We start from the raw sequence: 26050 nt of genomic DNA, 5'->3' as shown, positions 1-26050 counted from the left end.
AGTTTTAGTATATGTTATGAGCTCAAATTTAATTCTTTTTCTTTGGGTAAGGTACTATTTAAACGCTTATTTCACCATTCATTAGCCGGGGCAGCAGCAAGTCGCGGGCCTGGCGGAGGCGGGTGTTTTGGTTTCTTAAAATATTCTTCAATTCAAAAATAGGTTTGGCATCAAGATCAAAGTCGGCAAGTACTCTTTCAGATGGAATATAAATCCAATTGTCAAGCGTAAAATTTCTATTCAAACCAGGAACAGCAGCATCTGTATTTACAAAGTGTTGTTCTTTCAAATTAAAATAAAGAAAATAAAGACTAAGATTAGATTCGACGTAATAAACTGTATCTATTGGCCAAAAGCTTTCATCGCTCCAAAATACAGATCCGATATTCCCTTTTCTGCCTACAATAATTCCCGGACCACTAACAAAGAACTCTTCATGAAATCCAACAGCACCACTAGATCCATAAACGGGATACTTTCCATCTTTTCTATCATCTGCTTTTAATGCTTTTCCATATTTTAGATCAAGTATATCTTTTAGCTTTTTCTTTTCCAGCTTGTTATTTTGAACAATGTCTTTATATTTTAGAAAAGCTTTTTCCTCCAACAATTTTATCCGCTTCAAATTATTTTCAATCAACTCGTCATAAGCCGAGAGTATAGAAGCGATTTTGTGTTGGGTGGATATAGTAGGTATTGGCACTTCTATATCCTTTATCTTATATAGGCCAAGTTTTCCTTGTGCAGAACCAGCCGCAACCTGTTCTAGTTGCTTTTTTTTTCCTGGTAGTAGAAAAAAGTAAAGTAAAAACTTAAAGTAGCAATTTTTCTTAAAAGATGTTAGCTTAACTGCGTTTTCAGTTAGATTGGCACCATCTAATTCTTGTGGAATTAGTCCCACATCACCAATGTTGGCCCCTACAATAGTAAGTACAATATCATTTTCCGTGACAATATATCTTGATATAAGATTGTATGTACTTTCTTGCAGATACATTGGTCGACTGAAATTAATAACACCTCTGCCTATATCTCTGGCTCGTATATATGGATGAGTTGTTTGTTGTTCAATTAATTCGTGATTTTTGGGTAGTCTTTTTCCGCCCTTTATTTCACATAAACTGCCTAAAGGTATTTTCTCCCACTTCATATCGCCAGCTCTTTATAATGGTCCATAATCGTCTGCGCCAGGGCAATGGCCTCTTCGTTCAGGCCGGCCAGCTCCAGGTGTATCTGGGCCAGGCGCTCTTCGTAATCTTCCTCTTCACCGGTAGCCGTATCTACGCCCACATAACGGCCGGGGCTCAGGCTCCAGTCTTTGGCGGCTATCTCGGCACGGCTTACTACTTTGCACAGGCCTTCTACATCGGTATACACGCCTTTGGGGAAGCGGCTTTGCAGCCAGTGGGCCTGCTTCCAGTAATACTCGGTATCGTGCAGCAGGCCGGGCTCTTCCTCTGCCGGGTCGCCGCTGAGCAGTAGCTGCAGCCGCTTTAGCTCGTCCAGCTCCTCTTTCAGGTTCAGGGCTTTCCAGTCTTTGTTTTTGGTGAGCTGGTATTCCTTTTGTGCGGCGGCAATAGCATCGGCCAGTTGCTTTACCAGCTTGTCCTGCGGCTTGCGCAGGGCCTTGCATTGCTGGGCTATAGCTTCCAGCTTAGCCATATCGGGCTTTGCTTTGGCCGCTGCGGCTACCAGTTGGTTTTGCCATTGGTATACTTCGGCAGCTTCGTCCAGTTGCAGCGCTTCGGCAAAGGCTTGTGCTGCTTTATTTTCCTTTACATATTTGGCGGCAAAGTCGCTCACCGTTTTGTGCAGGCTCAGCAATTGGGTGTGCAGCAGGGTAGTGGTAGCGGCGGTTTCTCGGGCCTGGTCGGCTGCGGTTTGCAGGTAGTCGTTGATGGTTTCCTGCAGGCGCTGGGTATTGCCGCGGTACAGGTTTACAATGCATACCAGGTTGCGCAGCTGCTCGGCGCTAAAGTCGTTTACCTTGCTGGTTACCTTACGGAAGATCTTGCGGGCATCGAGCATAAGCACGGTATCGGCAGAGCGCAAAGTGCCTTTTTTAGCCGGCATAGTTTCCTTGGCCCGGTCGTAAAACCAAAGGGTACAGGGCAGGGATCGGGTATAAAAAAAGTTGTTGCCTACGGCCATCATTACATCTACAGCGCCGGTCTGCACCAGCTTCTGGCGTATCTCTTTCTCACTATGCCCGGCATCGCTGGCCGATGAGGCCATTACAAAACCCGCACGACCCGTAGGTTTCAGGTAATTGTAAAAATATTGTATCCACAGGTAGTTGGCATTGTCGTTTTTGGGCAATTGCACTTTACCCTCCAACATCAGGCGGCGGTCTTTTTTGACCACTTCTTTGCCTTTGTCCACCCCATCTACATTAAAAGGCGGGTTGGCCATCACAAAGTCGGCGCCCTGGAGCAGGTTATGCTTGTCTTCGTAAAAGGTATTGCCCTCCTGTATGTTGCCTTCAAGGCCATGTACGGCCATGTTCATCTTGGCCAGCTTGGTATTGAGCTCTGCTTTCTCCTGCCCGCGGAAGGTTACTTTTTCGGCAGGCTTCAGCCCTTCGTTTTCGATAAAATGCCCTGTTTGCACAAACATGCCGGCGCTGCCGCAGGCAGGGTCGAACACGATGCCGAAATCGGGCTCTATAATATTAACAATGGTTTGTACCAGGCTCATGGGCGTAAAGAACTCGCCGCCTTCCTGTGCGCCGGTCATGGCAAACTTGTTGAGGAAGTATTCGTAGATCTTGCCAAAGAGGTCGCCTTCGGCTTTTTGCAACACTTCTTTATTAAAAATGCGCAGCAGCTCGCGCAGCAGATCTTTGCTGAAGATGGAAAAGCTTTTGGGCAGCACGCCTTTAAGGCTGTCGTACTCACCTTCGATCAGCTTCATAGCATTGTCTATGGCCTCGCCGATGTCTTTGTTCTCAGGCAGGTTTACCAGGTATTCAAACTGCGCGGTTTCGGGCAGATACAGGGCATTTTTTTCTTCAAAATCTTTACGGTTGAGCGCCCGGCGGCCCCGCTGGGGGTGTACGGGCAGGTTTTTTTCTACGGCAGCTTTTACCTTTTGAAAACGGTTGTAGGCATGGCGCAGAAAGATAAGGCCCAATACGGGCATAGAGTACTCTGATGCGGTTAGTTTGCTATTGGCCCTGAGCTGATCGGCAGCCCGCCATAATTCTGCTTCAAGTTTTCTGAGTTGTTTGCCTTGCATGAATGGATATAAAAAGTAAGTGGGTAAAAATATTGAAAATTATGGTTGCGGGTTGAAATGCTTTTGGGTGGTTTCTTCAATGGTTTTGGCTACTTGTTGCGGTGTACGGACATTTAATGCTATAAGCGTTATTGCAAGAGCGCCCACAAAGGCAATGGTGGTAGCCAAATGCCCTTTACGCAGTGTGTGCATCAAATAGGTAATGATGAAGCATAAAGAAAATAATAAAAGTACCAGTATTTTATGGATGACAAGGGGCAGGGCGTTGATCCATACCAGGCTGGCTACTACCAGAAATGCAACGATGCAGGTAATTGTATAAGCAGCTGTATGTTTGGGGGCATTTTTTGCAGCACCGATATAGGCAGCCAGGTTGCAACTGTTTTGCTGAAACAGTGTATTGATGGCATCTACATCGCCTTCTATTCTTTTCCCGTTTATTTTAACCTTTGCCATGGTGCTGTTATTAAAGAGGTTTTGCTATCAGCGCTTCCATTTTTTTACGTACGGCGGCTATATCCTGTTCCAGTTGCAGGCATTGCTGGTATAGTACTGCCGAGGATTTGCGGAAAACCTGGAAGCTGGTGTCCTGGCTGTGTATCATGCGGTACAGGTTGTATTCGTGGGCTGTAATATCCGCCGGGCTTACAGCAGTTATCTCTTTAATACCTTCGGTATCGTTGTTTTTTATCTGGTTGAGCCATTGCAGTACCGTTTCCAGGTTAAGTTTGGCCTGCCTGTTTTGCTTTTGGGCTTGTGTAGTGGCATCTACCAGCCATACGGACTGATTGGCGGAACGTGTTTTACTGAGGCAAAACAATACGGGTGCAATATTGGTATGGGTAAACAAACCGGGGGGTAGCTCAATAACCATATCCAGCACATTTTGCGCCAGCAATGCAGTAATAATCTCTTTGCCCAGGCTATTGCCCGATATAAAGATGGCGGGTAGCAACACGGCGGCATGTCCTTTACCGGAGAGCGAATCGAGGATATGTCCCAGGAAAAGCACATCGAGGCGGCTGGTTTTTTGCGCCAGGGCAGCCAATGATTCATTATATACCTGTTGCTGCGCATTGTTACCAAACCTGGCTCCAAAGGGTGGATTGCAAAGAATAATATCAAATTGCTTTGGTGGTTGAGCAGGAATATCCGGGTTATTAATAAGTGTAATTTCTGTCTCAGGATGGAAACTGCAAAGCAACCGTAATGTGGCAAGTTTCAACTCCAGCCCCCACGTATATCCGCCCTGTACTTGTTTTATGGTGTGCCATTCCTGTATAGTAGTGGCCAGCAGGTCGCCGGTGCGTGGAAAAGGATCATATACATTGACAGGATTTTTGCTGGTATGCCGGATATAAGCGGCCATCATTTGCCCTAACTCGCGGGGAGTACTCTGCAAGCCATCCTGAATGTTACCTTCCTGCCCGATGCAGTTTAGCAGGTTCATCAAAAGACCACGCGATTGTTTTGATGAAGAAGAAAAATAGTCTGCCCACTTACCTAAAATGTCATTCAATAACCGGCTGGGCAGGTTGCGGATTATCTCATGATTGATGCTGAGCAACCCGGGAGAAAAAGTAACTTCAGTATGCTTTTGTTGCTGTAACACGGCATCCCAATAGTGTAATGCTTTTTCCAGCAGGGTAGTATCTTCTGTTTGTAGGATGGCCTGTACTACAGCGTTAAAGGAGTAGGTTGTATCTTCTTCAGATTTTCCCCTGGCTTGCTCTAATATTTGCCAGCCAATAATAGATAGCGTAAAATCGTAAAAACTATTGCGATTACGCTCTCTGCCAGAAGAGCTGTAACTCGACCAGGTAGCGGCTAATATATCTTCCGGTTTCCAGCTCATTGGGTATAGTTATTAATTTGTTCCCATAAAAAGCTATCGGTGAACGCCTGCTTTTGTTGCAACCATTGCGAGGTAAGGGTCTGCTCTTGCTGTGCGGCGGCAGCTACTTCAGCTATGTACTCCTGCCTCGCCAGCGAGATGAGGGGCACCGGTAACTGCTCCAATATTGGTTTAGAAATGCCAGATATCGTGGTGCCACGAGTAGTATTTAATGCAAAGTAGTTTTTGGCTTCCGGCTGTCCAAGATACCAGTTTAGAAATTGCGGTAAAAGTAGTTTACTTGGGGTAATTACATAAAAGGCAGTGGTGGCCACGGCTTGCTTGGGCTCACTCTGGTAGAGGAAGTGGTTGAGGCGGGTGCCTTTATTCACAATAATAATTTCACCTTTCTGCAGCAGGTGCTTGTGCAGGGTAGGTACTTCAAACTCATTTATCCTAATGATGCTATTGGTGTCTATTGCTTCCTCGGCAATATCACGTGGCAAAAATACCGCAATATCACCGGGAAGGTATTGATCCCAAGCATGCTTGAAGGTTTGGCCTGTTCTGATAGAACAGAGCTTCCCTAAGGGTTGGTATAAATCTACAACTGACATACAGAAAGCAAAGATAGGCATTTTTTGAACCTTGCAAGTCTATAGTTAATATACAGAAATTATTTTTCTTCTAATAGCTCGATTGAAATTCAGTTCTTCTTTGTTTACTATATTATCCGCTCCAGCACCCCCTTCCGCTTTACGATATTCTTATAGTCCCACTGGATCTCGCGGCCTTTCCGCAGCCAGCGCTGCAGGTCTCCGGAATTGATCTCTTCGACTGAGCCATAGCGGATCTCGGCTGCTTTGAATTTACCCTCTGGTTGCAATATAGGCTCATCGAAGGACTGGCCGCTCCAGAACATCAGGTTCATACCGCTCTTACGCCTGCTGTAGCCGACGATTGGATTTCCTTCCAGGAACCAAACGGGATGGGCATGCCATACTTTGCTTTCCGCACCGGACAGGTGAAGGTCGATCTGTTCAGCCAGCAGCTGGCATATGGGCTGGTCTTCAGGAAGCTGTGCTTCGTTATAGGCTATGATATCAGGATGCATAGGGCTAATGTACGAAAGGATGTTTTTTTAATGGGTTCAGCTCTTGCCGCCGGGCGCTGTAGAGACAGCAATATAGGTTGCAGCAATGTTTACGAGGTTGTGCATATCGGCTTCGGTAGGCAAGCCATTCACCGGCAGGGCCCTTATAAGACCTGCATTACGTCGCTCCAGTCCTTTGCGATAGGTCTTGTCATAATAGACCAGCACAATCCGGATAAAATCGGTCATGCACCCTTCACGGATGGCTGCGATAGCGTTTTTGGTCTGCTCAGGACCGAGGCGTTTATGAATGCGTTCAGTGCTTTCGATCAGGAAATCCGGATCAAGGCTGCCGTATTCCTGCACCAGACTGGCTACACGTTGTTCCGTGGGTACCTGCAGGTCGATGAGCGGGGCCACACGCATTTGCTGCCATAGGGGCAGGGGGATGCAACGTTTGCCGATCATCTGGCATTCATCTTCCAGCCAGAGCGGTTGCGATGTATCCAGGTATTGTAGCCGCCAGGCAAGGTTGTTTTCAAATTGCTCCTGCGTAGGTTGTACCAAGCGGTTCATGGTACCATAAGCGGAACCCTGGTGCTGGGCCAGGTCTTCGAGATCGACTACCTGCTGTCCCGCTGCCTGTAGCAGCTGTAGCATCCGGGTCTTTCCGGAACCGGTCATGCCGCCAAGCATATGCAGGTTATAGCTGCGGGCAAATTGACGGTGACACCAGCGCCGGTAAGCCTTATAGCCGCCTTGTACCAGGTATACGTCAAATCCGTAAAGGTTCAGTGCCCAGGCCATGGCGCCACTGCGCATACCGCCGCGCCAGCAATGTACGGCAATGCGTTTGTCCGGTGCTATATCCAGGCATTGCCGTATATAGCCCGACCAGCGAGGCCCTACATAGTCGAAGCCCAGGAGAATCGCCTGCTCACGTCCCACCTGCTTGTAGGTGGTGCCCACTTGTACCCGCTCTTCATTAGTGAACAACGCCACATTATAGGCCCCTAGAATGCGTCCGTGCAGGTATTCGGCGGGCGTACGCACGTCGACCAGCGGCAGGGTGGACGCCTGCTTCAGAAATTCATCTATGGTAATGTTGTGGATCATACCTGTCCGGAAAAGCCTGTGAAGATAATACTTTTACAGAGGCAGTTAACGACGGCAGCGCTTATGGCCTACAGCGCCTGCCCGAAGGTAAGCAGGTTGTGATCCGGATCGAGTAGGGAAAACTCGCGCTGGCCCCAGGGTTTGTTCTGCAGTTGTTCTCCGGCAGGAAATCGTAGCCGGGCGTCCAGGGCGTGCTGATAGAGCGTATCAATGTCGTTGGTGCGGATATAGATCTGCCCGTAATTCTGCAAGGGGTCAAGGGTCTTGTGCGCGAAAAAATGGATCTGAAGACCGTCTTTTTCGAGCAGGAGATAGTCGGGATAATCGGTCGCGCCAATGTCGCGGAAACCAAGTCCATTAATGTAAAAAGCCTTGGTGGCGGCTTTATCGCGCATGGGCAGCTTGGGGTGAATGGCTGTGAGCATGGTGTTAGCTTATTCTATATGCTGCTTTTCAAATCCATTTTCTCGTGTAATATTCTTAACGATATAACATTGGGCTTGGCTATACGATAGAAAACAATATGTTTCCCGATCCTGTGTCCCATGATATGCGGTCCTATTTCTCTATACTCTTTTCCTGTTTGAGGGTCTTTAGCAACATGCTCACAAGCTTCAATCAGCATCTGATAATATCGATCAGCTTGCTTTTCCGACCAGGTTTCAAAAGTATAATTCCAGATCCGGGACAAGTCGTTTACTGCTTTCCGTGTTAAAACATACTTAGGCATTTTTAGCTTTATTGGCTTTTAATGCGCTGAGATGTCTTTGCGGGTCAAAGCTTCTGGCAATGCCGCTTTCTTCACCTTCACGAATAGCATTCTTTAGGGCCTTGATCTTGTTTTCTTCTTCTTCGAGTAAACGCAATCCTGCACGAATCACCTCACTGGCGTTCTTATATCTTCCTTCGGCTACGCTATGTTCCACAAAATCCTCGAAATAATCGCCCAAGGCTACAGAAGTGTTCTTTTTCATAATCCTTCTTTTTATAAAATTACCAAATTTTGGTAATTTTATAAAATTTATAGCGCGATCAAATAAGCTTTTACACCGCCGCATGTTCCAGCTCCCGCTGCCGCTCCTTGACTAGTTCATTATGATCAAGTCCCCAGCGATCCATCAGCTCAAGGATAGGCAGTATGCTTTCGCCCATTGGCGTAAGGCGGTATTCCGACTTTTTAGGATAAACGTCTTCTTCTGCACATTTTTCAATTGCTCCGAAGAACAACAGCTCGGCCAATTGCATTTCGATCACCCGGGCCGAGGCATCGGTTATGTAGCGGCCGATGTCGGCCGGGCGGTTAATCCCCCTGTTGATGGCATCGAGAATACAGCATTTCCATTTGCCGCCAAATACCTTCGCTGCCACGCGGATACCGCAGTCAAGGTCTTCTTCTATTTTCCTGTTGTACATGAATACTGATTTGGGTAAAATTAAGTATTCCCTTATAAGTATTGACGATGGACGCTTACCGAATCTTTTTTCGGTTATTGTTCAGTTGCGGGCCGGACAGGATTTTTGTACAAAAAATAAGACTACTAATGAACAAGAGCAAAACGGTATTCAGACCGTCCCGTACCGATATGATCCCTTTACTGATCTGGATCGCCGTCATCTTCATAACCTGGCTGTTCATGCACGGCGCCGACCGCTTCCTGGAATTAACGCCGGAGGCCCTTGGAAAGTATTTCGAATGGCGCTGGGTATTGATCGCACACATCACAGCGGGCGGGGGTGCGCTCATCTCAGGTATCGTGCAATTTTGGCCCAAGCTGCGGAACTATAGCTGGAAGCTACATCGTTTCATAGGCTTTGTATACCTGCTGGCCATCCTGGTGAGCAGTAGCTGTGCCCTGGTGCTGGCATTTACCACAGCCTACAAAGTAAACTGGGCCAATGCCTTCACCTTGCAGGTATGGGCAGCCGTATGGATCAGCGCTACCTTTATGGCTTACTATACCGCGATCAAAAGGAAATTCCAGCTTCACCGCGAATGGATGACGCGCAGCTACATTGTCACCGTAGCTTTCCTTATCTCCGGCTTTGCCTATAAGATTCCTTATGTGCAGCAGTTGGGCAGCTATGAAGAGATAGCGACGCCCTTGTTCTGGATGGGCTGGGCGGTACCGCTCTATGCCTACGAGCTGGTCCGCAGCCGGAAATCTATGGTGAAATAGATCCACAAATATTCCTTTACCGGCCTCATGTTCCGGCAAGCAAAAAGTATTCCCCGCTGGCCGGAGCAAGTCCGTCGGTGCGGCCGGAGAAATACCGCTGTTCCAGGTCCCGGGCCGATACGATACGCGCCGACTTGAAGCCCGCCTCTCCGGCCATGGTCAGCACCTGCTCCGGCGCAAAGAAACTGAGAAAAGGTGTTCCGGCCTCCCGGGCGCCTTTCTCCGCGATCTGCTGCAGGGGTTGATCCTCTTCCGCCATCAGCTGTATGGGTAGGTAAAAGGTCATGGCCAGCGTAGACCCGGGCGCCAGCGAAGCTGTTTGCTGCAGGGTGTCTTTAATGGCATCGATCGTGAGATACAGGGTAACGCCGGTACAGGATACCACGGCCGGCAATTGCAGATCGAAGCCTGCGCCGATCAATTGCTCCCACCAGGTGGTTTGCTCAAAGTCGACGGGAACAAAATGCAGTCCGGTGGGCATGGGCCAGTCCAGTAGCTGTAGTCTTTGCTGCTTCCAGGCCTGGGTACCTGGCTGGTCGATCTCGTAGAGCTGCATGCTGGCGGCAACACCGGGCCGGCGCCAGGCAAAGGTATCAAGACCGGCGCCCAATAATACATATTGTGGCGTGCCGGCGGCGTTTTGCGCTACGACCAGGTCGTCTATAAAGCGGGCCCGGGCTACCATTGCGGCCCGCGGCCTTTTTGTATAATCCGCATGCATATCGGGGCGTTGCTGCCAACCTGCTTCCGGTTCGGCCAGCTGCAGTCCCATCGTATCCTCGATAATATAGGGCGGTGCATCGACCTGTATATGTAAGGCCCGCCAAAGGGCCGTTCTTACCGCTGTATTGTCTGGCTGTGCAGGATCATTTTCCATAGGATCTATCATATAGTTTCATTACAAATGGCGGGCCTTATTGTTGCGAACGTAAGCCGATCAGGTTGCCTTCCGTATCCTCTATCAATGCTATAAAACCAGCCTCGCCTATATTCACCTTGCCTTGCAGAATCTTACCTCCAGCTGTTTCTACCCGGCTCAATTCATCGTCGATCGACCGGGTATCAAAATAGATCAGCGTGCCACCGGGGCCAGGCTGTACTTTGTCGAGCATAACCAGGGCGCCGCCTGTTCCGTTGCCACCTTCATTTCCCGGGAAAACGGCATAATCCATATGCGCATGCCGTTCGCTGTGTACGGGCATATCCTTCAGCTTTATTTGAAATACGGTACTATAAAACTGTTTGGCGCGGTTAAAGTCGCTGGTGTAGATTTCGAACCAGCTTACGGGATTGTTCATTTGCTGTTTTTTAAAAAGATTAAAGTATACAGCAAAATTATTCAGGGGAATGCTGACCGGATTGTATAAAGCCGACATCGGTCACGCGCTATCCGGAAAAATCAGGTAGCTGCGCTTTCGCTTTCACCAGGAAGCTAGTAGGGGCGGTGCCGGAAAAGGCTTGAAACTCCCGGATAAAATGGGCCTGGTCAAAATAGCCATATTCGTAAGCGAGATGGGTAAGTGAGCTGAAATCGGACCGGCGTATGGCCTGCACAGCCGATTCAAAACGGCATATACGGGCATATCGCTTAGGTGGCATACCGATGTGCTGGCGGAAATGTCGCTCCAGCGTCCGTTCCGAAAGGTTTAACCGGAATTGCACGTCGCTTAAGGTATGTCCTTTCCTGATGAGCGCGATCGCATGGGTCAATCCGGGCATTGGAGACGGCTGGCGGCCACGCAGCTGCTCCAGGAAAAAGGCGTCTAATAGGGCTATTTGCTGTGTTGCTGTAGCCGAAGCTCCCAGTTGTTCTGCTATTGTAACCTGCGATGACAACAAGCGTATATCCGTCATACCATCAGTGAGCTCATATGCTGCAAGGCCAAACAGCGCTGGTAGCGCCATAGGCTCCAGGGCCACCCCGATATTATAAAAAGATCGGCCAGCCTGAAGCTCCCCGTAATACGCTGTATTTTGCCCATGCAGGAACATTTGCGGCAACCGTTGGCGGTCCAGCAAGGCTGTGGGCTCCCGTTGAAATACTATTCCCGGTGCACCGTTGGCCATGATCCGGAAGGTCCTTTCTTCCTGCACCGGCGCATTATTGGCCATGATCCAGTAAAAGCGGATATGGGAACGCAGGGGTTCGGCGGGTAAGTATAGCTGGGCCTGCATGTGGCAGATTTTGTTTACGGTAAAAGTAATCGCTAAGTTACGGCCACATTGTCAACCCATACGGAAATAAAATGTACGGATTGTTTGCTGCCTGAGCCTTAATCCGTACCGGACACAGCGATACCCACATACCAATCCTTCCCCGGGTTGTATACCGTCCAGAAATAGCTTCCCCACCATTCTTTGCCGGCATCGAAATAGCCGGAACAATCTACCGGCCAGGCATAGACCACGCAATGGCCGGTGTCGCCAAAAAAATAAGCGTTGAATGCGTTAAAATAAGCTTCCAGCTCAGCAATGGTCATATTGCCCTGACCAAAGGAGTGTGGCGGATTCAAAAAGGCGTCGGTATAGCCTTTGATAACGAAATCATTTGCCTGGCTAACGGCCTCGGAGGAAAGACCGGCTTGCCCGGGCGATACCAGCCCACGGGTTTCCAGGTCAAAGTAAGGACCAAAAAATTGCTTTAGGGTAACGGCAGTTCCTTCGCCCGCATCGAGCTGTCTGTTTCGCAGATTATAATATTGTTCCGCCACAGTTCCGGATGGTGCGCCAAGCTGCTTGAAATCATTGTCGTTGTCTTCCTGCAGCAGATCGAGCATAAGCCGGGCAACCGCTGTATGGGCTGCTGCAGGTGAAGCCGCTTCCCCGATCCGGAAGACTTTAAAATCGATAATACCGCCCAGCGTCTCGTACCCGGAAAGGTATTCCCTGATCTCAGGATCATCTATGGGCGTTATACGGATCATTATCTTGATTATTTATAAGATAGTAGACTATTCCTGCAAAGGTAACAGACCCAGGCGGACAATAGGCATGATGGCTAATTATGTCTATTTTTATGACATGAAAACGATCCTATTCCTGGTGATGTCCTCCGCCTTATTGTTTTCCTGTAAACCATCTACAGGTCAGGAAAAGAAAGCAGCCGCGCAAAAGCGATCTGCGAAAGCTACAGAGCAGTTAATACCGCAGCTACCCTTCGTCGGCGAAAGACAATTTGAGACCCGGCATGCTGTTTCCGGTACCGGCACGCCGCATAAATCTGTTGTGATCAGGAAGAATGGCGATGTCTATTTTTACTTCGAACAGCAGAACCAGGCGGATGGTACTATTACCAAAGGACAATATTACGCCGGCAAATTTGGTCCCCGCATGAAATGCGTATTCAAAGAATGGGATAACGAGGTCGTCTACTATGAAATTACACGCGATATCATTTACGAGCTGGATGAGCACAATCACCATCGCCACCATGAAGAATGCTGCAGACTGAGCAACGAAGGGCCCGAGGACCAATGCCCCTGCGCCGGAGAGCTGTACCAATAAGCTTTTTTATCTCTTATAGAAAAAATCTCGCTGCGACACAGCGACGCAGCGAGAAAATGCAACAAGCAACGCTGCTCAAGCAAACAACTCAGGACTCTTCTCCATTCCATTCAGCATAGAACTGTTGCAAAAATGCTTCCAGGTAACGGTGTCGTTCCCCGGCGATAGTACGTGCCAGACTGGTATTCATTTTGTCTTTCAGCGTGAGCAGCTTATCGTAGAAATGCTGAATGGAAGTCTGTTCCGGATCATCGGGGTTGTACAGCTCGCGATGCCGGCTGCCACCGAAAGCAAATACACGGGCGATGCCGATAGCGCCAAGCGCATCGAGACGATCGGCATCCTGCACGATTTTGGCCTCAAGACTTTCTGCAGTCTTGCCTTTACTGAAGGATACCTGCGATACGATCTCCACCACTTTAGCGATCGTATCCTGCGGTATATTCAGACTGCCCAGCAAAGTAGTGATCAATGCCTCCGAACGGTCCACGCCACCATGCAGTTTATAATCACCCAGGTCGTGCACCCAGGCGGCCAGCGCTACCAGGAACAGATCGGCTCCGGGTTCCGTACCGGCAATACGTAAGGCATTGCGGACCACTCTTTCGATATGAAAATAATCATGCCCTGTACCTTCACCGGAAAACTGTTCGCGGATTTGCTGCCGTACGGCAGCTATAATAGCTTCTTTCGTCATGGTGCGCAAAGATAGCCGGATCATTTCGCTTACCAATGGCTCAGACCGCAAGCGAGCCCCGGAAGCCCCTGGCAGCATAGTACGAGTCAGCACCGTTGTGATAGGTAAATACCGTATCGTAACGACGGTCGCCAAACAACGCGCCACCGAGCTTGCGGATATTGTCAGGTGTTACGATCCAGCTGGACGTTTTGAGATCAAAGGCGCCCAGCTGCTGCAGTGCCGCATATTGCGCTTCCGTCAGGAGATCGATGCCCATATCGGCAGCCATATTGGCTGCGCTGTTCTTGGGCTTATGCTCTTTGCGGGCGTGTAGTGCCTCATGATCGTAGCAGATGCTCCTGCGCCCCTTGGGGCTTTCGGCCGAGCAATCGAAGAAAATATAAGCACCGGTTTGTTTATCCTGGGCTACCACATCGGGTTCGCCACCGCTCATCTCCATTTCGTTGAGCGACCATAGCTTTGCCGGATGGGCCTCTAGCCTTGCCTGAACATCAGTCCAGCTCATGCCCTTGTGCCGGCTCTTGTTCTTTTCAAAGCGGGTTTTCAAAATACCCATTAGCTCTTCCGCCTGGGAGGCAGGCAATTGCTTTTTAGTGCTCTTCATAACAGTTTATTGATAGGTTTAGAAACGGGCAGCGTTTTGCTTATGCTGGTATGGCCTCCGCCAGTATCTCTTGCCCTGTCTTGTCATAATAGATACAGGTCATCTGATCCATACTGACAATCCATTTTTCGATACCAGACCGGGCACAATCCTTACAAAAAGTGGGGTAGTCCGTCTTCCCCTGTTGATGAGCCTTCAGGTCGGCCGCAAATTGTATTGCGTCGGAAGTGCCTGCGATAGACAGGGCATTATATTTCGGCTCAGATGAAGCTTTATACCCCTCAGCATCATGATAATCGGTATGCCCGTCGGCAACATAGGTCCGGTAGCCGGTAATGCCCAATTGCCTCAGGTCGCGGATATATTGCGGAAAATCGGCGCCGGAACGTACTTTGCTGTGCGCCGCGTAGATCTGGTCGATGGTAAACATGCTTAATGGGTAGGTATATAAGTAAACAAAAGTTCTATTGATCTTTTTCACCTTGCAGCATCTGCCCGATAAACAAAAGCGTATTGGTATGCGGCACCGCGATATGAATCTCTCGCATGCCATAATCACGATCAAAGGGCGCCTTGACCTGCAGGTGCTGTACCTTATCGTTGACCATCTGCCACAATGCATCTACATCATCTACTTCAAGATAAAATTCCATTTGCCCGATATCCTGTCCTGCCCCCAGCAAATGGATGGTCAGATTGTCTTTCTTATAAATAGCATAGGAAGCGGTATCCATTACCGGAGAAAAGCCCAGTATATCTTTGAAAAAAAGACCAGTTCCCTCCAGGTTAAAGGAAGGAATCATGGGGCTCAGGTAAAGCGCTTTGTAATTACTCATGATGTAAATGATTTTAGTTTGGGATCATCTCTGCCGGCGTACATTCGTTGATCTAAGTGCAACCCTTGAATACAGGTAATCGCAATAGTAGCCAAACCGCTCACCAATCACGATCGCGCGTTGCCGGAACTCACGATGACAGATCCTGATTTGTGGAGAAAGCATTTGCTATTTCGTGGTGACTGCACCCATTTCCCTGCCCATCTTTTCATATGCCGCATCATTGGGCTCCCATAGCTCGAGCTTATTGCCTTCCATATCCATGATATGTACAAATTTTCCGTAGGGATAGCTTTCAACACTGTCCAGCACGGTTACGCCATTGCCTTTCATGGTGGTCACCAAGGCCTCCAGGTCCGATACCCGGTAATTGATCATAAAATCCTTTGTGGAGGGGGCAAAGTATTTGGTAGTAGCGGCAAAAGGGCTCCATTGTGTAAAGCCTTTTTGCATGGTATCGATACCTTGCCGCCATTCAAATACAGCGCCATAGGCATTCGTTTTCAGGCCCAGGTGCTTGCTGTACCATTCCCGCATTTTGCCGGGATCTTTACATTTAAAAAAGATGCCGCCAATGCCGGTAGCCCGTGGTTCCACCAGTGCTTGCTTCGTCAGCAGGGTCTTGAACGCAAAGCCGGAAAGAAAGGAAGCGGCGATAAGCAAAGTGATCAGGGCTGCTTTTTTCATGATCTGTTTATATTATTTTTAATGACTATCCGCGTATAGGAAACCAACCCAAAAAAGAAGAAGGTATGACACCAAACAAAAAGACGGGTAAGCAATACGCGCCAGCTCGTATTTATAGACATACAAAACTTTGTTTGCTATATCAGGGATAGTCAGTTAAGGTTTAATCCTCCAGGCCTTTACCGGCCAGGATATGCGGGATATACTTATCCACCCGCGCAGTGCGGGTTTTGGATTGCTTGGCTTGGGCAAAATGAAAAAGATAGGCCCTTTGCCTGCCAGGCGTTAGCGCTTCAAAGGCATTTTTCAGCGCCGGCATGCTATCCAGCTTTTGCTGAAACTCTTCCGGAACAGCAAAATCTTTTGTCTTTTTCAGCGGTACCCGAAGGCCGGCCTCTTCCACAGCAACAGCCTGGTAGATATAGGTCTTCAATGCCGACTGCTGCGCTACCACATCCTTCACATCGGTAAAGCGGATCTGTCGCGCCGACTGTACATTCTCCGTCTGCTGTACCAGTATACCATGCGTATCGGCCAGCAGCGCGCCCTTGAAGAGCAGCAGCGCGCAGTATTCCTTAAATACATGGATGAGTACAATATTGGCGCCCCGGAGCGTATAGCAGGGACAGCCCCATTTCAGCTCCTCTGTAAGACCGCAATCCAGCACGATCGCTCTCAGTTGTTCCGTAGCGGCCTGCCACTGACCGGCTTTGTCGAAATACCAATCTACTTCGGGATTTATCATGAACTCCTTTTGTTAAAACATGTTGTAAAAATCGACCCTATTTTGTTCAAATGCCCTTAGCTGTTCATCATTCATCTGCAACATTTGCATTGCGCTCACGCGATAATCTTCATTTAATTTTTCTTTGAAAAATGCCACGATCATTTCAAATGTCTGCGGATGATCCAAATCCTTCAATTGAAACGAGGCATATCGTTTGGTAGACTTTGGGTATTTGCAAAAAAAGCGACCATATTGTTCAAAGTAATAGTCCGTTACCTTATCACACAAACCCATCAAGAGTTCCCGGGATATTTTCCCCTCGGCAATGCCGGTATAATATTGAAATATAGTCGCGAAAAACTGGCCTCTATCATCCATTATAAAGCGATTTATCTCTTGCGATCAACGCTTAAAGATAGCATAAAATGTAAAATGTATTTTGAGTATATGGCGGGGTTTATCTATACTATAGCCGCTTTACGACTCGCCGGGCGAAAATACCAGGAGATAGCCGTTAATACCAGCAATAGAGTGGGCCCAAAGAGCTCACCGGCGGGATCGCCCGCAGCGAGATGCGAAAAGATAGCCCCCGTCATCAGGAAGAAAAAGCCGGCATAGGCCCATTCTTTCAGTGTGGCAAAGCGGGGCGTCAGTACAGCGATCACGCCTAGTATTTTACAGACGCCAATAAGGGTAAGGATATAAACCGGGTAGCCCAGTCCCGTCATCTTGCTCACCTCGTCCTTCATGCGGATCAGCTGTACAATAGCGGTAGACAGCATGCCCAGGGCCAGCCAGGCCGTAGCGATCCAGTAGATAATACGATTACGTTTGTTCATGGTTATTCGTTTTTTGCTGTGAAGTTTTTTCCTGGTGTCTTGTATAATGGACCACAAAGGCACAAAGCAATTTTCCCGGTACCTTGTGCCAGGTCCTGCGACGGCACGAATACACAAAGCATTTTTCTTGGTGTCTTCGTGTCGTTGCGGGCAACATAATATTACCGGACCAGTTGTCGTACGATCTCTTCCAGGCGGCCATGGGCCCAGTTAAGCCCTTGAGCAAAAGGCAGCTTCATCTGGGCATCACGAAGTGCCACCGAGCGGAAGATCGTCTGCATGCTCAGCTTGCTGGTTTCTTCGCCCAGCGCCTCAAATTCCAGGTATTCAAGTTGTACCCCGAAGCCGGCATGCGCCATCTCGAAAGTGCGGACGATCATTTGGTCGGGCACAAAGGCATGGATGGTACCCTGCGCGGCGAACATCACATTACCGTCCTTGTCCTTGGTTTCAAAAGCATAGCCGCCCTGTGGCCGGTTATCTATATGTAGCACCCGGGTGCCCATCCATTGGCTTACCAGCTCCGGCTCGGCATAAGCCCTGAACAGGAGCTCCAGGGGCAGGTCAAATTCGCGGGTGATCAGGATGTCCTGCTTGCCGTCTTCGGCGTGGATCTGTGTTTTGCGTTCCATAAGGTTTTTATTTTTTGTTTTTGAATTGTTTCATAACCGCTTCCAGTTTATTGAAGCGATCGTCCCATAAGTTGCGGAAAGGTTCGAGAAAATCGGCAATGGTTTTCATTTTCTGAGCATTTAAGTGATAATAGATCTCCCGGCCATTCTGCACCTGGCGCAGCAGTTCGCATTCGGCCAGCACCTGGATATGGCGGGAAATGGTTTGGCGAGTAGCATCGAACTGGTCGGCAATAGCGCCGGGCGTCATGGCGTGCAGCGCCACCAGCGTAAGGATGGCCCTACGTGTAGGATCGGCGATCGCCTGAAAAACATCTCGTCTGAGTTCCATATATGCAGCTATTTGACTGCAAATATAAGTGCAGCTATTTAGCTGCGCAAATTTTTCTTTCTTTTTTAGGAAAAAATTTAGAGAAGGATAGGGAAGGGGGTGGGAGAGCGGAACGGTAAATGGGAAACAATGGGGCTAACATTAAGAGGTTAAAAGGTAACCGCGAAGGACACGAAGGAAGGCGCAAAGGGTGCGAAGTGGGAAGCGAAAACAATCATTGCAGTAGCAGCGGCCTCAACCGCGCATGAGTGCCTCAGCGATGGGAATATCTGCAGGGGCAAGCTTCCAATAGAGCAGTTCATGGATATTTACCCATTCATATTGATCATGATCGGTAAGGGTGTAAGTGGCCTCCTGGTACTGGCAGATGTAGGCAATAAGCTCGATGGTAAAGGTATCGTAAGCATGTATGACTGATGTAAAATACTTACCTACTATAACTTTCATGCCCAGCTCTTCCTGCAGCTCACGGTATAGCGAGGCTTCCTGGGTTTCGTTGGCTTCAACCTTGCCGCCTGGAAATTCCCAATAACCCGCTAGCGACTTGTGGGTATTTCTTCTGCAAAGGAAAACCTTACCTTCTTTGAAGATGATACCACAAACAACCTTAATGATAGCCATGCGTTTTACGATGATACTGCAAATTTAGAGCATTAAGCTTGTGCTCCTGATGAAGAATTAATCTGCCGCCGGCCTCCTCACCCATCAAGGCAAAATCGTCGGCTATCGAAAACGATCCTTTGTCAAACATAACATGATGATTAGGACAAAGACAAATAAGATTATCCCTACTATCGTCACCATTATGTGGCCTACCTAATGGTTTTATATGAGCGCCCTCTGCATATCGGCCCTTTCCTGGCGTAGGTATGGTGTCCCCACATACTTGGCACTTGTAGTCGTAGAGCCTCTTAATCTCAAGCGCCATTTTGGTATCTCTTATAATACGTAAAATAGTTCCTTCTTTGCGTTGTGCAGGCTTTCCGTTAGCGCTACGCTCTATTTCTTCAGGTGTTTTCCTTTTGGGGTTTTGACCGCTATATTCCAATCTAAATCTACAGATTTTATAGCCGCTTTTACCCACTTCTTCCCAGGCTTCCACCACGCTATACAAGCCGGCATATTGGTAGCCAGAAGTGGGCGAATAGCGAGACTCATGGTTGCTACCTCTCACTACTCTCACTGGCAGCCCTCTATCCATACTTATCCGTAAGCCGGCATTGCCCTTTTCCCAGTTTTGATCTTTCGTTTGTTTGCCTGTATTGGAGTCATTACCACCTACCCCGGTATATATAATCTCGTCGCCATTATCTTCATCGTCTTCGTAGCTGCCTGATAACGCGATGGCAGCAGCATCGTCGGTGCCGTTGCCATCAATGCCAGCCGCCCAGCTGCGATGAAAACTGGAAAGCATCATTTCTTTTCGGTCTTTAAATATATGTCCCACTTCTATGCCTTCTATGGGGCCAAATAGGATGGGTCGGCTCATTGGTGTGGTTTGGTCTTAGTTGGTAAAAGCCACCTGAAACACAGCAACTATCAATGCTATGTCCTTCGAAACTTTTACCAGTAAGATCATTCCTTTGCACGCCACTGCCGGAGGCAAATTGTAGAGCCGCTTGGGTTATAAGGTTTCCTGCCGTTTGGTCATAGGCCATTGGAGACAACTTTCCAATAACCCGCTCAAAGGAGTAAGGGATCATCGAAGTACTGGTTTGTTGGTTGGTGGTCTCATGTTGCATTGGTGGCAGCATGATATGTGGTTAAAATTACGGTTTTTGGGTGTGATAAAGAAAGCTATTGACGGAAAGGTCACCAGCAACTGCCAGACCGGGGGGTGTTATGCATTAATCGCAGACCTGCTCATGATACTGGTATGCTTTGCGCTATTGTGCGTTAATGTGAAAAGATAACATATTGTTGCAGCGCTGCAAGAAAAACTAAATCCGCATCATTGAGATCCTTCACTCCGCTTCGCTTCGATCAAGATGACAATGGAGCGTTTACTGCTGCGTTAGCTCAGACCATAAACGTAACATTCATGCTGGCATCTGCGGGCGCCATGGAAGCATCTCTTAACCAACCCGTCCACCCCTGTATTCGCCGTCGGCAATCGAGGGTGAAATGGTAATGTTCTTCAACAGGTACCAGGCGCCGGTTCAGCTATCCGAGGGCCTTACATTCTTTGCTCCACAGGAAGGGTACAAAGGAATACACCTGGTTACCGTCGTCTGCTGCCGCATCGGCTTCCCTGCCGCGCCAGCGGAAGCCTTCGTAAAATTGCCCGAGGTTGCCGTCCTGGGTCTGTTGTAAAAGCCTGTATAGCCACAAGCAGGTAGAACATTTTTACCGTGTATATTGGAATTATACATTAATTTAACTATGTTTACTTTGCTTTATAAAAAACCAAACATCTTATCCTCCCGGATAATCCTGTTCGATTCACCAATCTTTAAACTGATAAACTATGAGAAAAATCATCCTCAGCCTTTGCTGCGCTTTGTTGTGCGGTCACGCCGTACAGGCGCAAACTTTTATTCCGCCTTCGCTGGCTTTTCCCGAGGGCATCTATCCTACCGGTCCCATGAATATTGTGAGCCGTACCATGCACACCTATTGCAATTCCTATGGCAATGTGAGCGGTAGCAATCTCTATGTGTACTCCTGGAGCTGTCTGTCGCCCATCAACGGTGGCTTTGCTTTCCGGAGAAATTCCACCACCGACGTGCTTATCAGCCAGGGCAACCAAGTGTATACCAATGTAAGCGACCTGGAAGTGGGCCTCATCATGGACGGCAGCACGACCTATATTGTTGCCAGCTATTACCGGTTAAATACGGGACATTTCGTGGACTTGTGGAACTGGAATGTGGGCGCCGGTACCGTCTCGCTGGCGGCGACTTACAACTTGTCCTCCTCGCCCAATTATGGTCGTATTGCGCTCGATGTTCATAAGCTCTACGGTGCTGCGGTGACCTGGCAGGTGGGTACTGATATTTTCGTTAAGGTATTCAATACCAGCGGTGGCTCGCTGCAGACGAGCAACAATCTGCAGATAGGCACTAATGCTTCTATTCCCGATGTCGCTTTTTCTCATTTTGGCGATCTCAGGGTGCGGGTGGCCTATGTGGATCCTGCTGGCACCATTCGGGTCATCAACGGACGCTTTAACGATCTGCTGTCCAATATTGTTTCGCTCGCATCGGATTATGCGCAGCCCGGCGCTTTTACCGGTCTTACCGCTTCTATGAACAACAATACCTGGGCTTCTGCCTGGCTCAATATCGATTCTCCGGATGATAATCCGCCCGGCTTCGATGTTTGGTCGTATGCTTATAACAATGCCAATGGCGATATTATGGGTGTAAGCAAATTTGGCTCCGGCGCGCCTGTGGTGATGAATCTTTCGGGCAATATCAGGGGCGAGCGACCCACGCTGTGCTACGACAACAATGCTCAATCCATCAATTATGGCTGGTATACCAATTTTAATGCCAGTCCACAACCGGGCTATGTAGCGGTAGAGCGCGGACTCAACGGCGCTTTCGTAACACCCAGCAATACGTACAAGCGGGTGGCCAATACCACCGACTACAGCGGTACGCCGGTGATGGCCTTTACCGGGCAGAACGATTATAACAACAACTTCTTCCTGGTCTATCCCATGATCACCCCTTCGGGATACGAGATGCGCTTCAAGCTGGTGCCCTGGACAGCCACGACTTTCCGTTATGTGGTGCCGGGTATGACGCTGCCGCTTGCCGGATCGGTAAGCCTGAGCCCCAATCCCTTTACCAACACCGTTAAGCTGAATGGTAATGCCGACGATAGCTATACGGTGCATATCTCCGACATCAACGGGAGGATGATCTACCTCAAGTCGGGCAAGCTGGATGTGATCAATGCCGGCCTGCAGGAAGCTGCCGCTCCGCTGAAGCCGGGTATCTATTTTGTAAATGTACAGAACGAGACCACCGGTGTCAGCCAAAGCCTGAAGACGGTAAAGCAATAGGGTAGGTCTTTCCACCCAATGCTATAAACGTAAAGCAGCCCCGACCTCATGCCGGGGCTGCTTTAATGATAGGTTATGGGCCAGGCGATAGCTAAGGGATGTTGTTAGTGTTTTCACCAACAACCGCCATTGTGGTGCCAACCCGATGACAGAAAACCCCAATCATCAACACCCGTTTCATAAAACCTCGCGGAAGAGTACCGGTAGCTTGCAGGCGTGCTAACGCATCCGGCCCTTACCGAGCTTTCATGCATATAGCGCAACCTCTGTTCGAGAATCGCCTTTGTTCCCATGTCAACCGACAATGATTTTCTTTCCCAGAACTGGTATTCCCTGTCTTTTGCCCTCACTTTAAAAAAAGGCAATACCTGGGGATGGTTTTCGAGCAGATCAAATTTGATCCGCTGTGCCGTAAACTTCAGAAGATCGCGCTGTACCGCTTCTCTCGTATGTGGCCACAGCATTTGCCATATGAGCTGGATATGATGATCCATAATAACAAATGCCTGAACCGTAACCCGTTCTTCTTTGACCAGAAATTGAAGGCTATCGGTCAGAAAGTCCTTGTACTTATCGGGCTGTAACAGCTTTTGCCGCTTTAAAATAATAGCTGTAAAAAGCTGCAGCCTGTATCCTTTGAATACCACCATAAGCCAATGAAGATTTAAATTGCTTATTGCTGGTGAAAACACCAGCAAGGGTAAATACCGTGCAGGGAAAAGCTTCAGTGGTGGGTATTGGTGGTAATGGCCGTACGGTGAGGTAGCCGGTCCCGGAAAGAAAACTAGGTTTCGATTAGAGCGGGGCCTGCACGTTGCTGGTGAAAACACCAGCAACAACATCAGCCCATCTTTTTCTTCGCTGCTGTTTTGATCATACTTTCCAGCACTTTCATATCGACATCGGCCAGCTTATTGATGTACAGGCAGCCAGCGCCGGTCTTGTGCTTACCCAGCTGCTGCAGGCTCTCGGTTTCGGCGTTGATATCCATGGTCAGGTAAATAGAAAGGTTGGCCTTTCTGGGTGAGAAGCCGATCCTGAACCAGTCTACCTCGCGGCCGCTGGTGGGGCTTTTGTAGCGGTAGTTGCCGAAGCCGATCATGGCGGCGCCCCACATTTTAGGCTTTTCTTTAGTCGCGTTCTCCATCAGCCCAAGCAGTACATGGCAATCCCGGCGTTTCTGCTCATCGGGCAGGCTATCGATAAAGGCCTCGACGCTGTCGTCGGTCTGTTTTGTTTTTATTACCGCTACTTTAGCCATACGCATTCATTTTGCATCACTGCATATCGCAGTATATTCAAATATAGCAGATTTATGGCAATGCTAAAACTACCCTTACACTCCAAACTGGCGCAGGTGATGGTCCGCATGTTTATAAGCAAAGATCCCGATCTGCTCTCTGGTCATTTTTCCAAAAAATTCATGTACAAAGCAGTCGTTTGAAAAGTGAACATAATCGGCGATATGCCGGCGCCACCGTTCTTTCTCTGTATGTAAGTCGACGGTTACTTTATCTTTTATAGCAAACTTTCCGGCCGGCATATTCTTACCTATCGGTCTTGCATCTTTGGTGTTGACCTTTAAGGCCCATTTACCAAAAAGCTTACCTGGCAAGCTCTGTTTGTATACATGGCTGGCATACCTGCCTTTGCCCAGCACCCATTCGTCCCACTGATTGCAATGCCGGATCATCTGGTATACATCCATCTTGCCCCATCGCGCCCGGTCGCCTTTGTTGAGCGCTTGTATACGCTGCGCCAGCTCGGCCCTTGCATCCGGATCAAACATTGTTTTCATTGCTGAAATTGTTTAAAGGCTGGAGGGAAAAGTAATTGCCGGAGTCATCCTTGAAAAGCGCCTCTGTACCGTAGAATTCCTTGGTAGGTGCTTTAAGGAATACCACACCCTTAGCCTTCAGCTCTTCGTAGGTGGCAAAAATGTCGTTGCAGGTAAGTACACCGCAGCCAAACACACCTTTCCGGATCAGGGCGATGAGGGTCTCAGCCGTTTCTTTCGGGAACATCTTGCTCACCTTTACGGGGAACAGCACCAGCTGTAGATCGGGCTGTTCGGGTGGGGATACGGTAAGCCAGCGGGTATCGGGACCCATAGGGATATCGTCGACCAGACGGAACCCCAGCTTGTTGACATAGAAATCGTAAGCGCTGTCCTGGTCGATCACGTGGATATTGGTAACGGTCATCCTGGTTATCATGTCTGTTGTTTTAGAAGTGAATGATACAGACAAAGATAAACCCGGCCTTACTGGTCCGTTTCTTCAAAATTGCGGTTTTCGTCCAGCCAGCCATGCTGGTAGGCATAGCAACCCGGTACAAAAGCCAGCGGCGTTTTTGCGATCTGCGCTTTGGTACGCTGATGCTGTGCCGCATAAGCCGATGCCGATTGCCCCACCTCCCGTTTGAACAACCCGCTGAAAGAGCTCAGGCTATCGAAGCCCACAGCAAAGCAAGCATCAGATACGGCACCGCCTTCCCGAAGCAACTGCTTAGCCCTCTCAATACGCGTGGCTTTCAGGTATTGGTGCGGCGTTTTGCCGTACACTGTCTTGAAGAGGCGGATAAAATGAAATTTGGAAAAATAAGCCTCATCCGAAATATTGTCCAGGTCTATCTTATCGGCATAATGCCGGTCGATAAACAACTTGGCCTGCACGATCCTGCGATACAGGTATACCTTGGGATAGTCAAATTCGGGCTGATCGGTCATATGCTTAAAGATACAGCTATTTGCCGGCAGTTAGGAACGGACATCTCAAAAGATTGCCTCAAAAGCTTGTTGAAACAGCAGGGGATCGGTAAAGGATTGATCGGGAATAATATCGAACCACGTAGTGTCATCCGTTACCAAACTCAACCCAATGATGCGATCGTCGATCTGCACTACATAAAACCGGTCTTCGATCCAGATATCGACCATAGCTGCTCCGGAAGGAAAGGTATGAAGCTCGTACCGCAGGCCGGCTTGCTGTACACGGTCGATAATATAAGGAAGATGATCGATGGGATTCATAACGTAGCGGAGCGTGCGGCATTTTGAAGAAATAGCATCTATGTTTAAAAATACCTGAAAAGAGGTCCACTGCAGTGTCCTTGTGCGTTTGATACCTTCTTTACGTAAAGCGACATTATAGCAGCTATGGTCCCTTTTTTTACCCCGCATCGAATGCTTTAGTCCGCTATACATTCCGGTCGGACAAGCAAAGATTTGACGGAACATTCTTACCTTACAGGGCATTCGGTATCTGTAATTAGTGCGCTATGAGGAAACGCATTTTCCCGGTCCTGGTTTGTTGCCTGCTGCTGGTTACTACTACTGTGCATGCGGATGTATGGGGCAACCAAAGGTTAGGCGATAGCATTGCGGCCACGCTGGCGACGATGCTGATGTTCGCTTACACGATATTGTTCCTGATTGTTGTTGCTGTTGCAGCCCTTAGCAGGCAAAATACCCGGTCGAAAGCGATGATCGTGTACACTGTCTTTTCCCTCGTCTTGTATTTATTGTTTTTCATCTGGCTGGCCGGTTATTTTCATGATTATCCCAAATCGTTTGGGCGGATACTTACAGAGGGCCCCAGCGAGGGAACCCTTCATGTCGGCTGGATGAATATAGTCAGTTTCATAGCGATGCTTCTCAGTATAACGCGGCTTGTGCCGGGCTTCTGGGCGCCCAAAGAAAGAAATACCTGGTAACAGGAGA

General features: G+C 48.7%; 38 protein-coding genes. 4 read left to right on the top strand and 34 right to left on the bottom strand.

Annotation, left to right across the window (positions count from 1 at the left end):
* Nucleotides 1-58 precede the first annotated feature (58 nt).
* The 11 genes from DZK30_RS14185 to DZK30_RS14135 form a co-directional block, all read right to left on the bottom strand.
* Entirely contained in the window at nucleotides 59-1150 is a 1092-nt protein-coding gene (locus DZK30_RS14185) for a restriction endonuclease subunit S (protein WP_118974809.1), read from the bottom strand.
* Nucleotides 1147-3237: a type I restriction-modification system subunit M gene (locus DZK30_RS14180; protein WP_118974808.1), complete on the bottom strand. Its 2091-nt coding sequence runs from the start codon at nucleotides 3235-3237 to the stop codon at nucleotides 1147-1149. Before DZK30_RS14180 ends, DZK30_RS14185 begins: the two co-directional genes overlap by 4 nt.
* Before the next feature lie 39 nt (nucleotides 3238-3276).
* Nucleotides 3277-3693, bottom strand: a complete 417-nt coding sequence (locus DZK30_RS14175) for a hypothetical protein (RefSeq protein WP_118974807.1) — start codon at nucleotides 3691-3693, stop codon at nucleotides 3277-3279.
* Nucleotides 3694-3703: 10 nt separating this feature from the next.
* Complete coding sequence (locus tag DZK30_RS14170) at nucleotides 3704-5092, bottom strand: HsdM family class I SAM-dependent methyltransferase (protein WP_118974806.1); 1389 nt, start codon at nucleotides 5090-5092, stop codon at nucleotides 3704-3706.
* Nucleotides 5089-5688 (bottom strand): restriction endonuclease subunit S, encoded by a 600-nt coding sequence (locus tag DZK30_RS14165; RefSeq protein ID WP_162903093.1) that lies wholly within the window; start codon nucleotides 5686-5688, stop codon nucleotides 5089-5091. The genes DZK30_RS14170 and DZK30_RS14165 overlap by 4 nt, the downstream gene beginning before the upstream one ends.
* Nucleotides 5689-5795: 107 nt before the next feature.
* On the bottom strand, nucleotides 5796-6185 hold the full coding sequence (locus DZK30_RS14160) for a DUF1801 domain-containing protein (protein ID WP_118974804.1): 390 nt from the start codon (nucleotides 6183-6185) through the stop codon (nucleotides 5796-5798).
* A 36-nt stretch (nucleotides 6186-6221) separates the two neighbouring features.
* Nucleotides 6222-7280, bottom strand: coding sequence for a tRNA 2-selenouridine(34) synthase MnmH (mnmH, locus tag DZK30_RS14155; RefSeq protein WP_118974803.1), 1059 nt, complete (start codon nucleotides 7278-7280; stop codon nucleotides 6222-6224).
* A gap of 68 nt (nucleotides 7281-7348) precedes the next feature.
* A complete protein-coding gene (locus DZK30_RS14150) occupies nucleotides 7349-7705 on the bottom strand; it encodes a bleomycin resistance protein (RefSeq protein WP_118974802.1) in 357 nt (118 codons plus the stop codon).
* Between the two features lie 14 nt (nucleotides 7706-7719).
* Entirely contained in the window at nucleotides 7720-8010 is a 291-nt protein-coding gene (locus DZK30_RS14145) for a type II toxin-antitoxin system RelE/ParE family toxin (RefSeq protein ID WP_118974801.1), read from the bottom strand.
* A complete protein-coding gene (locus DZK30_RS14140; RefSeq protein WP_118974800.1) occupies nucleotides 8003-8254 on the bottom strand; it encodes a type II toxin-antitoxin system ParD family antitoxin in 252 nt (83 codons plus the stop codon). Before DZK30_RS14140 ends, DZK30_RS14145 begins: the two co-directional genes overlap by 8 nt.
* Nucleotides 8255-8324: 70 nt before the next feature.
* The gene (locus DZK30_RS14135) at nucleotides 8325-8693 is read right to left on the bottom strand and encodes a winged helix-turn-helix transcriptional regulator (RefSeq protein ID WP_118974799.1); all 369 of its coding nucleotides are present in this window, start codon (nucleotides 8691-8693) and stop codon (nucleotides 8325-8327) included.
* A 128-nt stretch (nucleotides 8694-8821) separates the two neighbouring features.
* Between DZK30_RS14135 and DZK30_RS14130 the strand changes: the two genes are divergently transcribed.
* The gene (locus DZK30_RS14130; protein ID WP_118974798.1) at nucleotides 8822-9457 is read left to right on the top strand and encodes a DUF2306 domain-containing protein; all 636 of its coding nucleotides are present in this window, start codon (nucleotides 8822-8824) and stop codon (nucleotides 9455-9457) included.
* A 25-nt stretch (nucleotides 9458-9482) separates the two neighbouring features.
* On the opposite strand, the gene DZK30_RS14125 is transcribed toward DZK30_RS14130, so the two are convergent.
* The 4 genes from DZK30_RS14125 to DZK30_RS14110 all read right to left on the bottom strand — a co-directional run bounded on the left by DZK30_RS14125 (nucleotide 9483) and on the right by DZK30_RS14110 (nucleotide 12381).
* Nucleotides 9483-10346, bottom strand: coding sequence for a class I SAM-dependent methyltransferase (locus DZK30_RS14125; RefSeq protein WP_240432929.1), 864 nt, complete (start codon nucleotides 10344-10346; stop codon nucleotides 9483-9485).
* Nucleotides 10347-10371: 25 nt separating this feature from the next.
* Nucleotides 10372-10755, bottom strand: a complete 384-nt coding sequence (locus DZK30_RS14120; protein WP_118975237.1) for a VOC family protein — start codon at nucleotides 10753-10755, stop codon at nucleotides 10372-10374.
* An 88-nt stretch (nucleotides 10756-10843) separates the two neighbouring features.
* The gene (locus tag DZK30_RS14115) at nucleotides 10844-11632 is read right to left on the bottom strand and encodes a helix-turn-helix transcriptional regulator (protein ID WP_118974796.1); all 789 of its coding nucleotides are present in this window, start codon (nucleotides 11630-11632) and stop codon (nucleotides 10844-10846) included.
* A 98-nt stretch (nucleotides 11633-11730) separates the two neighbouring features.
* Nucleotides 11731-12381, bottom strand: a complete 651-nt coding sequence (locus DZK30_RS14110) for a hypothetical protein (protein ID WP_118974795.1) — start codon at nucleotides 12379-12381, stop codon at nucleotides 11731-11733.
* A gap of 97 nt (nucleotides 12382-12478) precedes the next feature.
* Between DZK30_RS14110 and DZK30_RS14105 the strand changes: the two genes are divergently transcribed.
* On the top strand, nucleotides 12479-12961 hold the full coding sequence (locus DZK30_RS14105; RefSeq protein ID WP_162903092.1) for a hypothetical protein: 483 nt from the start codon (nucleotides 12479-12481) through the stop codon (nucleotides 12959-12961).
* An 88-nt stretch (nucleotides 12962-13049) separates the two neighbouring features.
* Here DZK30_RS14105 and DZK30_RS14100 read toward each other — a convergent pair whose 3' ends face one another.
* From DZK30_RS14100 to DZK30_RS14035, 13 genes are all read right to left on the bottom strand, one after another.
* Entirely contained in the window at nucleotides 13050-13658 is a 609-nt protein-coding gene (locus DZK30_RS14100; protein ID WP_118974793.1) for an HD domain-containing protein, read from the bottom strand.
* A 40-nt stretch (nucleotides 13659-13698) separates the two neighbouring features.
* Nucleotides 13699-14265, bottom strand: a complete 567-nt coding sequence (locus DZK30_RS14095) for a DUF4256 domain-containing protein (protein WP_118974792.1) — start codon at nucleotides 14263-14265, stop codon at nucleotides 13699-13701.
* Nucleotides 14266-14305: 40 nt separating this feature from the next.
* The gene (locus DZK30_RS14090) at nucleotides 14306-14695 is read right to left on the bottom strand and encodes a DUF1398 domain-containing protein (RefSeq protein WP_118974791.1); all 390 of its coding nucleotides are present in this window, start codon (nucleotides 14693-14695) and stop codon (nucleotides 14306-14308) included.
* Between the two features lie 34 nt (nucleotides 14696-14729).
* Nucleotides 14730-15101 (bottom strand): VOC family protein, encoded by a 372-nt coding sequence (locus tag DZK30_RS14085; protein WP_118974790.1) that lies wholly within the window; start codon nucleotides 15099-15101, stop codon nucleotides 14730-14732.
* A 168-nt stretch (nucleotides 15102-15269) separates the two neighbouring features.
* Nucleotides 15270-15788 carry a VOC family protein gene (locus tag DZK30_RS14080; protein ID WP_205529450.1) on the bottom strand — a complete coding sequence of 173 codons (519 nt, stop codon included), beginning with the start codon at nucleotides 15786-15788 and terminating at the stop codon, nucleotides 15270-15272.
* Between the two features lie 163 nt (nucleotides 15789-15951).
* On the bottom strand, nucleotides 15952-16533 hold the full coding sequence (locus DZK30_RS14075; protein WP_205529449.1) for a YdeI/OmpD-associated family protein: 582 nt from the start codon (nucleotides 16531-16533) through the stop codon (nucleotides 15952-15954).
* Nucleotides 16534-16545: 12 nt separating this feature from the next.
* A complete protein-coding gene (locus tag DZK30_RS14070) occupies nucleotides 16546-16893 on the bottom strand; it encodes a hypothetical protein (RefSeq protein WP_118974789.1) in 348 nt (115 codons plus the stop codon).
* 83 nt (nucleotides 16894-16976) lie between these two features.
* On the bottom strand, nucleotides 16977-17354 hold the full coding sequence (locus DZK30_RS14065) for a DoxX family protein (protein ID WP_118975234.1): 378 nt from the start codon (nucleotides 17352-17354) through the stop codon (nucleotides 16977-16979).
* A gap of 161 nt (nucleotides 17355-17515) precedes the next feature.
* On the bottom strand, nucleotides 17516-17986 hold the full coding sequence (locus DZK30_RS14060) for an SRPBCC domain-containing protein (protein ID WP_118974788.1): 471 nt from the start codon (nucleotides 17984-17986) through the stop codon (nucleotides 17516-17518).
* 7 nt (nucleotides 17987-17993) lie between these two features.
* Complete coding sequence (locus tag DZK30_RS14055; RefSeq protein ID WP_118974787.1) at nucleotides 17994-18317, bottom strand: ArsR/SmtB family transcription factor; 324 nt, start codon at nucleotides 18315-18317, stop codon at nucleotides 17994-17996.
* Between the two features lie 234 nt (nucleotides 18318-18551).
* Complete coding sequence (locus DZK30_RS14050) at nucleotides 18552-18938, bottom strand: (deoxy)nucleoside triphosphate pyrophosphohydrolase (protein WP_162903091.1); 387 nt, start codon at nucleotides 18936-18938, stop codon at nucleotides 18552-18554.
* On the bottom strand, nucleotides 18925-19806 hold the full coding sequence (locus DZK30_RS14045) for a YDG/SRA domain-containing protein (protein WP_118974786.1): 882 nt from the start codon (nucleotides 19804-19806) through the stop codon (nucleotides 18925-18927). The genes DZK30_RS14050 and DZK30_RS14045 overlap by 14 nt, the downstream gene beginning before the upstream one ends.
* Before the next feature lie 674 nt (nucleotides 19807-20480).
* On the bottom strand, nucleotides 20481-20648 hold the full coding sequence (locus DZK30_RS14035) for a DUF2625 family protein (RefSeq protein ID WP_118974784.1): 168 nt from the start codon (nucleotides 20646-20648) through the stop codon (nucleotides 20481-20483).
* Nucleotides 20649-20784: 136 nt separating this feature from the next.
* Here DZK30_RS14035 and DZK30_RS14030 point away from each other — a divergent pair, with 136 nt between their 5' ends.
* Nucleotides 20785-22329, top strand: coding sequence for a T9SS type A sorting domain-containing protein (locus DZK30_RS14030; protein ID WP_118974783.1), 1545 nt, complete (start codon nucleotides 20785-20787; stop codon nucleotides 22327-22329).
* A 113-nt stretch (nucleotides 22330-22442) separates the two neighbouring features.
* On the opposite strand, the gene DZK30_RS14025 is transcribed toward DZK30_RS14030, so the two are convergent.
* The 6 genes from DZK30_RS14025 to DZK30_RS25860 all read right to left on the bottom strand — a co-directional run bounded on the left by DZK30_RS14025 (nucleotide 22443) and on the right by DZK30_RS25860 (nucleotide 25360).
* Nucleotides 22443-22979, bottom strand: a complete 537-nt coding sequence (locus DZK30_RS14025; RefSeq protein WP_118974782.1) for a transposase — start codon at nucleotides 22977-22979, stop codon at nucleotides 22443-22445.
* A gap of 191 nt (nucleotides 22980-23170) precedes the next feature.
* Nucleotides 23171-23590 carry a DUF1801 domain-containing protein gene (locus DZK30_RS14020; RefSeq protein ID WP_118975232.1) on the bottom strand — a complete coding sequence of 140 codons (420 nt, stop codon included), beginning with the start codon at nucleotides 23588-23590 and terminating at the stop codon, nucleotides 23171-23173.
* Between the two features lie 75 nt (nucleotides 23591-23665).
* Nucleotides 23666-24127, bottom strand: coding sequence for a DUF1569 domain-containing protein (locus DZK30_RS14015; protein WP_118974781.1), 462 nt, complete (start codon nucleotides 24125-24127; stop codon nucleotides 23666-23668).
* The gene (locus DZK30_RS14010; RefSeq protein WP_118974780.1) at nucleotides 24111-24545 is read right to left on the bottom strand and encodes a VOC family protein; all 435 of its coding nucleotides are present in this window, start codon (nucleotides 24543-24545) and stop codon (nucleotides 24111-24113) included. Before DZK30_RS14010 ends, DZK30_RS14015 begins: the two co-directional genes overlap by 17 nt.
* A gap of 47 nt (nucleotides 24546-24592) precedes the next feature.
* On the bottom strand, nucleotides 24593-25057 hold the full coding sequence (locus DZK30_RS14005) for a helix-turn-helix domain-containing protein (protein WP_118974779.1): 465 nt from the start codon (nucleotides 25055-25057) through the stop codon (nucleotides 24593-24595).
* A gap of 45 nt (nucleotides 25058-25102) precedes the next feature.
* Entirely contained in the window at nucleotides 25103-25360 is a 258-nt protein-coding gene (locus DZK30_RS25860) for a hypothetical protein (RefSeq protein WP_162903090.1), read from the bottom strand.
* 248 nt (nucleotides 25361-25608) lie between these two features.
* Between DZK30_RS25860 and DZK30_RS13995 the strand changes: the two genes are divergently transcribed.
* Complete coding sequence (locus tag DZK30_RS13995) at nucleotides 25609-26043, top strand: hypothetical protein (protein ID WP_118974777.1); 435 nt, start codon at nucleotides 25609-25611, stop codon at nucleotides 26041-26043.
* Nucleotides 26044-26050 lie beyond the last annotated feature (7 nt).

This window comes from Taibaiella koreensis (genome assembly GCF_003545715.1).
In the GTDB taxonomy this organism is placed as follows: domain Bacteria; phylum Bacteroidota; class Bacteroidia; order Chitinophagales; family Chitinophagaceae; genus Taibaiella; species Taibaiella koreensis.
Note: the sequence above shows the minus strand (reverse complement) of the source record. Positions and strands in the feature narration are given on the sequence as shown.